At 61.3% G+C, this 7,246-nt stretch carries 5 protein-coding genes and 1 tRNA gene (1 of these 6 cut by a window edge); 3 read left to right on the forward strand and 3 right to left on the reverse strand.

Features of this window, described 5'->3' with window-relative positions:
• Positions 1-2,892 (forward strand): efflux RND transporter permease subunit (locus BGO16_RS04600; RefSeq protein WP_292617416.1); only part of this gene is annotated, 2,892 nt, incomplete at its 5' end.
• A gap of 126 nt (positions 2,893-3,018) precedes the next feature.
• Here the strand turns inward: BGO16_RS04600 and BGO16_RS04605 are convergent.
• Complete coding sequence (locus tag BGO16_RS04605) at positions 3,019-3,897, reverse strand: LysR family transcriptional regulator (RefSeq protein WP_292617417.1); 879 nt, start codon at positions 3,895-3,897, stop codon at positions 3,019-3,021.
• Between the two features lie 399 nt (positions 3,898-4,296).
• On the opposite strand from BGO16_RS04605, the gene BGO16_RS04610 reads away from it, so the two are divergent.
• On the forward strand, positions 4,297-5,547 hold the full coding sequence (locus BGO16_RS04610; protein ID WP_292617418.1) for an MFS transporter: 1,251 nt from the start codon (positions 4,297-4,299) through the stop codon (positions 5,545-5,547).
• A gap of 239 nt (positions 5,548-5,786) precedes the next feature.
• On the opposite strand, the gene BGO16_RS04615 is transcribed toward BGO16_RS04610, so the two are convergent.
• Both BGO16_RS04615 and BGO16_RS04620 read right to left on the reverse strand, forming a co-directional pair.
• Positions 5,787-5,860 (reverse strand) — tRNA-Gln (locus tag BGO16_RS04615).
• Positions 5,861-6,446: 586 nt separating this feature from the next.
• Complete coding sequence (locus BGO16_RS04620) at positions 6,447-6,656, reverse strand: hypothetical protein (protein ID WP_292617419.1); 210 nt, start codon at positions 6,654-6,656, stop codon at positions 6,447-6,449.
• Here BGO16_RS04620 and BGO16_RS04625 point away from each other — a divergent pair.
• Positions 6,655-7,246, forward strand: part of the annotated coding region (locus BGO16_RS04625; protein ID WP_292617420.1) for an ATP-binding protein (this coding region is incomplete at its 3' end). 72 nt of the annotated region lie beyond the right edge of the window; 592 of its 664 annotated nt are in view. The genes BGO16_RS04620 and BGO16_RS04625 overlap by 2 nt on opposite strands.

Consider the following 7,246-nt stretch of genomic DNA (forward strand, 5'->3'; position numbering starts at 1 on the left):
ACCAGTTCGATCGGATCGACCTCGATCACGATCCAGTTCGATCTCAACCGCAACATCGACGGCGCCGCCAACGACGTTCAGGGCGCCATCAACGCAGCCGGCGGCCAGTTGCCGAAAAATCTGCCGAGCCCGCCGACCTACCGCAAGGTCAACCCGGCCGACTCGCCCATCATGCTGCTGTCGGCGACCTCCGACACCCTGCCCCTGACCACGGTGAGCGACGACACCGACGCCAATATGGCGCAGCAGATCAGCCAGATTTCCGGCGTCGCGCAGGTGTTCGTCGGCGGCCAGCAAAAGCCTGCGATCCGGATCCAGATCGATCCGGCCAAGCTCGTGGCCAAGGGATTGTCGCTGGAGGACATCCGCAGCCAGATCACCATGACGACGGTCGACAGCCCGAAAGGCAGCATCGACGGCGGAACGCGCAGCTACACCATCTACGCCAACGACCAGTTGACCGCGTCGAAGGACTGGAACGACGTCATCATCGCCTACCGCAACGGCGGGCCGCTGCGCATCCGCGACATCGGCCGGGCGGTGACGGGGCCCGAGGACAACAAGCGGGCCGCGTGGGCAAACGGCGAGCGCGGCGTGTTTCTCGTCATTTTCAAGCAGCCCGGCGCCAACGTCATCGACACGGTCGACCGGATCAAGGCGGAACTGCCGAAACTGATCGCGGCGATCCCGCCGACGATCAAGATCAGGATCATCAGCGACCGCACCGAGACGATCCGCGCTGCCGTCGAAGACGTGCAGATCACCCTGCTCATCACCATCGTCCTCGTCGTGATGGTGATCTTTTTGTTCCTGAGAAGTTTCTGGGCGACCATCATCCCGAGCGTCACCGTTCCGCTGGCGCTGCTCGGCGCGTGCGCGCTGATGTGGCCGTTCGGCTATTCGCTCGACAATCTCTCGCTGATGGCGCTGACGATTTCGGTCGGCTTCGTCGTCGATGACGCCATCGTCATGCTGGAAAACATAAGTCGCTACATCGAGCAAGGCGAATCGCCGATGGCGGCCGCGCTCAAGGGCGCAGGCGAGATCGGCTTCACCATCATGTCGATCAGCATTTCGCTGATCGCGGTGCTGATCCCGCTATTGCTGATGGGCGGCATCATCGGGCGTCTGTTCCGCGAATTCGCGGTGACGCTGGCGATGGCGATCTTCGTGTCGCTCGTGGTGTCGCTGACATTGACGCCGATGATGGCGTCGCGCTTCCTGCGAAACCAGCACGACGTCCGGCATGGCAAGCTCTATCAGCTCAGCGAACGCGGCTTCGACGCCATGCTCGACGCCTATCGCCGCGGTCTGGACCTCGTGCTGCGCTGGCGGCGCGCCACGCTTCTGGTGTTCTTCGTGACGCTCGGCCTGTCGATCTACCTGTTCGTCATCATCCCGAAGGGCTTTTTCCCGCAGCAGGACAACGGCATGATCATCGGCACCTCCGAGGCCGCGCAGGACATCTCCTTCGACGAGATGAAGCGGAAGCAGGAGGAGCTGGGGCGGATCGTGATGTCCGATCCCGCCGTCGCCAGCATCGCCATGTTCATCGGCGGCGGCGGCAGCGCGCTCAACAACGGCCGCATGTACGTCACGCTCAAACCGCGCGGCGAGCGCGACGCCTCGGCGCAGCAGATCATCGCCCGGCTGCGGCCCAAGCTCGACAAGGTCGAAGGCGCGCGGCAGTTCCTGCAGGCGGCACAGGACGTCCGGCTCGGCGGGCGCGCCACCCGCACGCAGTTCGAATTTACGCTACAGGATGCCAATCTCGACGAATTGAACACCTGGGCACCGAAGGTGCTGAGCAAGCTGCAGACGCTGCCGCAACTGCGCGACGTCGCCACCGACCAGCAGACCAACGGCACCACGCTGACGCTCACAGTGGATCGCGACGCCGCCTCGCGTTACGGCATCGCACCGCAGCTCATCGACGACACGCTCTACGACGCCTTCGGCCAGCGGCAGGTCGCGCAGTACTTCACCCAGCTCAACAGCTATCATGTGATCCTCGAGATCCTTCCCGAGTTGCAGGGCAAGGTCGATACCCTGAACAAGATCTATGTGAAATCACCGCTCACCGGCGAGCAGGTCCCGCTCTCGGTCTTCGCCAAGTGGACGACGGTGCCGGTGCGCCCGCTGTCGATCAGCCATCAGGGCCAGTTTCCGGCGATCACCATCAGCTTCAACCTCGCGCAGGGCGTCGCGCTGGGACAGGCCACCGATGCCGTGCAGACCGCCATGCGCCAGCTTGGCACGCCGGCGACGCTCAACGGCAGTTTTCAGGGCACCGCGCAGGCCTTCCAGCAGTCGCTCAGCACCGTGCCGCTGTTGATCCTCGCCGCGCTCGTCGTGGTCTACCTGATCCTCGGCATCCTCTATGAGAGCTACATCCACCCGATCACCATCCTGTCGACGTTGCCATCGGCGGGCGTCGGCGCGCTGGCGACGCTGATGCTGTTCGGCTACGACTTCAGCCTGATCGCGCTGATCGGCATCATCCTGCTGATCGGCATCGTCAAGAAGAACGGCATCATGATGGTCGACTTCGCGATCGCGGCCGAGCGCGAGGAGCACCTGTCGCCGGAGCAATCCATTCGCAAGGCCGCCCTGCTCCGCTTCCGCCCGATCATGATGACGACCATGGCCGCGATGCTCGGCGGTGTGCCGCTGATGCTCGGCACCGGCGCCGGCGCGGAAATCCGCCAACCGCTCGGCTACGCCATGGTCGGAGGATTGGCGGTCAGCCAGGTGCTGACGCTGTTCACCACGCCGGTGGTCTATCTCTACCTCGACCAGTTCTCCAACTGGCTGTCCGGCTGGGGACGCGGAGGCGCCGGGAGCGATCGGAACCTGCCGGGGGGCGCCGCGATCAAGGAAGCGGCCGAATAGCGCGCGGATCAGAAGCCGACGCCAGCGGCTTCGAATTTGTGGTCGCCTGCGCGCGTGCCGCCTTCAACCTTCTCAGCCAGCCCCCGGATCGCTTTCCTTCGAAACGATTTCCGCGATGAGCCGCCCTCAGATCCGGAACGATGCGAGCAACGCTTTCTGTGCCTGACTGGCATAACGCTCTTTGTGCCGCAAAACAAAGAAGGAGCGTCGCGGGAGTTCGATCCTGACGCGATGAAGCGTTCCGGCTTTCAGCGATTGTGCCACGACCAGGTCAGATATCGCGGTCGCGCAATCGCCCGACTCGACGGTCATGCGCACGGCCTCGTTCGACGGCAATTCGAGCCTGATTACAAGATCCGATATGTTCAGCCCAAATTTTCCAAGTGCGGCCTCGAACATCGATCGGGTACCGGAACCGGGCTCTCGCAAGATCCAGCCCGTGGCAGTCAGGCTTTTCGGCGCAATCCTGGTCTGGCCGGCCCAGGGATGCTTCCTGCCAACGACGACGATCAACGAGTCTCCCTCGATTTTCCGAACGGCCAGCAGAGGATCGCTGGTCTCGCCTTCGACAAATCCAAGGTCCGCGATGCCGTTATGGACGGCCTGTGTCACCTGTTCCGTGTTTGCGATCGTGATTCGAAGGTCGATGCCTGGATGGGCCGCTTGAAATTGTTGGATACGCCCGGGCAACCAGTAATTCGCCACCGTCTGGCTGGCTGCGATCGTCAACGATCCGCGCTTTAGACCGGCCAGATCATTTAGTATCTGCTCCGCCGCCTTGGCGCGGGCCACGACGCCACGGGCTTCGTAAAGGAAGTCGCGTCCCGCTTGCGTCAGCACGATGCCACGTCCGATACGATCGAACAGCTTTATGCCGTAACGCGTCTCCAGCGATGCGATAGCGGCACTCGTTGCCGATTGCGTCAAATTCAACTCGCCCGCGGCCTGCGTGACGTGTTGCCGTTCCGCAACCGCAATGAAGATGCGCAATTGTTCCAGCGTCATGAAGCCCACAATCCGGCCAACTTGATCCGTGTGAGGCTGAAGCCCGCGACAGTGAGGAATTGCAAGGCGCCGCGCCCCCAACATCTCGATCAGCTTTATCGATTACCACAGAAAATTACTATGATGTAATCAATCGATTCTATGACTTAATCAGGTAGCCGCATTGTGGACTCCTGCACCACGCCGTATGTCGCGAATAGCAGCATAGCCGTCGGACACAGTCCTTTACCCATCGGCAGGATCGATTTGAATGATACAAACAATGAGTTGGATCGCTTGATCGACGGGCTTTATTTTTTGGTCACAAGCTCCGGAGTGTTCGCAAAACCGGACCGGAGCAATCAATCCGATCATGGCAACTAGCTCCCAGCTAAGTGCCACAGCCCGATGGTGCGCATCATGCAGGAGACCGCCTCAACGGCAGCGATTTGCAATGCCAAACCGACCCACGAAGGCTTGGCTGGTGGAGAGAAAGCGGCGTGGCTCGTCGCTGCGATGGTCGTCATTGCGATGGCGCTTCGGCCTGGCATCGCGTCAATCGGTCCGGTTCTACCGCTCATCAGTCGAGAGTTCGCGCTCTCGCATACGATGGCATCGTTGCTGACGACCATCCCGACACTCCTGATGGGGCTACTGGCGCTGCCGACTCCGTGGTTGGCGCGGCGATTGGGAAAAAACGAGTTGTTGCTCGGGTCTCTCGTGCTGCTGTTTATCTCAATGGCGGCACGCTCGTTCGTCTCGGACGTCGCGCTGCTGCTGCTGACTACGGTCGGCGTGGGGGCCGGGATCGCGATATCGGGCACACTGTTCGCCGGGATCATCAAGGCCAGGTTTTCGACCAACGTCGCCATGATGATGAGCATCTATACGACCGCACTCGCGGGCAGCACCACGATCTCCGCAGCCGCGACTGGACCGATTGCGGCGTTTGCCAGCGCAAACGGATTGAACGGATGGCGGATCGGAACAGGCATATGGAGCCCTGTTGCTTTGATTGCGATTTTCGCAGCGCTCGGAATCCTCCTGTGGGAAAAGCGCGAGTTGGCCGGAGCCCCGGCCAAGGCCGTCAAGGCTGTACGATTACCGCTCGGGAACCCAAAAGCCTGGCTAGTGGCGCTTTTCTTCGCTTGCGACAATTTCCTGTTCTTCGCGTTCCTGGCATGGACTTCTCCGATGTACCGGGAGCATGGCCTGTCCGCGTCATCTGCGGGTCTCGTGCTTGCAACCTTCACGGTGGTTTTTACGGTTGCGATGCCGGTGCTCGGCTTGTTGAGCCGGGCGCCTGATCGCCGGGCGTGGCTCGCGGTCTGTGCGGCGCTCGCAGGCACAGGAACCCTCGGGATGGCATTGGCGCCGCCATCAGCGGCGTACATCTGGATCGCCATCGCCGCATTTGGCGTAGGCGGCGGCTTTACGCTCGCAATGACCTTGCCGCTCGATAACGCGCATGGTTCGGACGAAGCGAATGCTTGGAATGCATTCATGATGACCGTCGGTTACCTGCTCGCCGCCACCGGACCTTGGCTCGTCGGCTTGCTGCGAGATGTCACCGGCACTTTCCAGGCTCCCGTCTGGCTTTTGTTCCTGGTAGCGCTTGGGATGTTCGCCCTGACGCCCTTCCTCGCTCCGCGAAAGCACGAAGGGGCGTGAGCGGTAAAAGAGAAAACCCGGCGGCCAGCCTCGGGGTCTTTTTACACCTAGAGTCTTTCACCGTTTCATGGAACAGTGAAAGACTCTAGGCTCTTGATTTGATGCGTTTTCTTCACGCGAACCGGATTCCACTTCGCTCGAAAACGCTATAGCTATCGAGCGACCGTCGGCCTCTGCCGACTATCCTTGAACGATAGCTTTGAACGATAGCCGCCTCACGAGACCAAGTGCATCGATCGTGGCTGGGGAACTAGGATTCGAACCTAGACAAACAGAGTCAGAGTCTGTTGTGCTACCGTTACACCATTCCCCAAGTTTTCATCAACGCCCGCAAGGCGTTACTGATAACGGCCGAGGCCGAAGGCGAGCGCGGCCGAAACGTGGTCCTTCTACCCGCTCGTTCCCTCCCTTGGCAAGCGCGCGGACAGACCGGGACGCATTTCTTCTGGCTCTTCTGGCTGGACCGGGCACCTCCCCGGTGCAGTCGGCTTTGGTCCCAACGCGGGCCATTCAACGGCGTCCATCGACCCGAGCCTCCGAAAGCAACTTCCAACACTGGCAATTCCGCCTGCGGCGCCGCAGGCTCCCCCTGTGGTTAATGAATCGCGAACTTCCGCCGATCGCGAACTTCCGCCTGGCGCATCCGGCCGGCACCGCGAGGGGCTGATTCAACTTCGGGGACCACACGAGCATGATCTTATCGGAAAAACCGGTTCTCCTTTTTCGGGATCATGCCTTAAAGGCCCATTCTCCAACGAAATCAGCGCGACGCACTGAACCGCTCAACACGCATGGCAGATCTGTCGTACTCCCAAAGACAGGCCGGGTTTAACCGTTTTGACAATAACTGCGTGCGACAGTCCGGGTCGACAGCACAAGAATTGTGATCAGCAAATGCTTCATACGACTTCCGCCAGTTCATTCGGACGCGTGATCTCGGTACGCGGATCGCAGGCGCGCGTCGGTATTCTGAAGGCCGGCCGGATGTCGCCCGCGGCAGCGCGAGCCACCGTCGGACGGTCCGTCAGCCTGCGCAGCGCGACTTCCACGATCGTCGCCATGATCACCGAGGTTTCCTGCGAGCATCTGCCGTCCTCGGACGAGTTCATGGCAAGCGCCTCCGTCGACCTGCTCGGCGAAATTCTCGACAGCGCCAGTGCCCGCCCCCGCTTCCAGCGCGGCGTCACCAATTATCCGGCGATCGATGACCCGGCGGAGCTGATCACAAACCAGGAACTGCGCACCATCTACGCACCCAACGGAGCGGATCAGATCGACATCGGCACGCTGCAGCAGGACCGGTCCGTAACAGCCTATGTCGACATCGAGGAAATGCTCAGCAAGCATTTCGCCGTGCTCGGCTCGACCGGCGTCGGCAAGTCGAGCGGCGTGTCGCTGCTCATCAACGAAATCCTGAAATCGCGGCCCAGCCTGCGCATCTTCCTGCTCGACGTTCACAACGAGTACGGCAGATGTTTCGGCGAGCGCGCGATCGTGCTCAACCCGCGTAATCTGAAATTGCCGTTCTGGCTGTTCAACTTCGAGGAAATCGTCGACGTCCTGTTCGCGGGCCGGCCCGGCGTGCCGGAAGAACTCGACATCCTCGCCGAGGTGATTCCGATCGCGAAGGGAATCTATACGCAATATCAGCACGCCGACCGCGTCGGCCTCAAGCGCGTCGATCCCAAGAGCGTCGGCT

It is taken from the genome of Nitrobacter sp. 62-23 (assembly GCF_001897285.1).
GTDB lineage: Bacteria > Pseudomonadota > Alphaproteobacteria > Rhizobiales > Xanthobacteraceae > Nitrobacter.

Bases quoted from the DNA above. Each gene is read 5' to 3' on its own strand.
- BGO16_RS04620 (WP_292617419.1), bottom strand. From the start codon at position 6,656: ATGAACTCGTCCGAGGACGGCAGATGCTCGCAGGAAACCTCGGTGATC.
- BGO16_RS04610 (WP_292617418.1), top strand. From the start codon at position 4,297: ATGCAGGAGACCGCCTCAACGGCAGCGATTTGCAATGCCAAACCGACC.
- BGO16_RS04605 (WP_292617417.1), bottom strand. From the start codon at position 3,897: ATGACGCTGGAACAATTGCGCATCTTCATTGCGGTTGCGGAACGGCAA.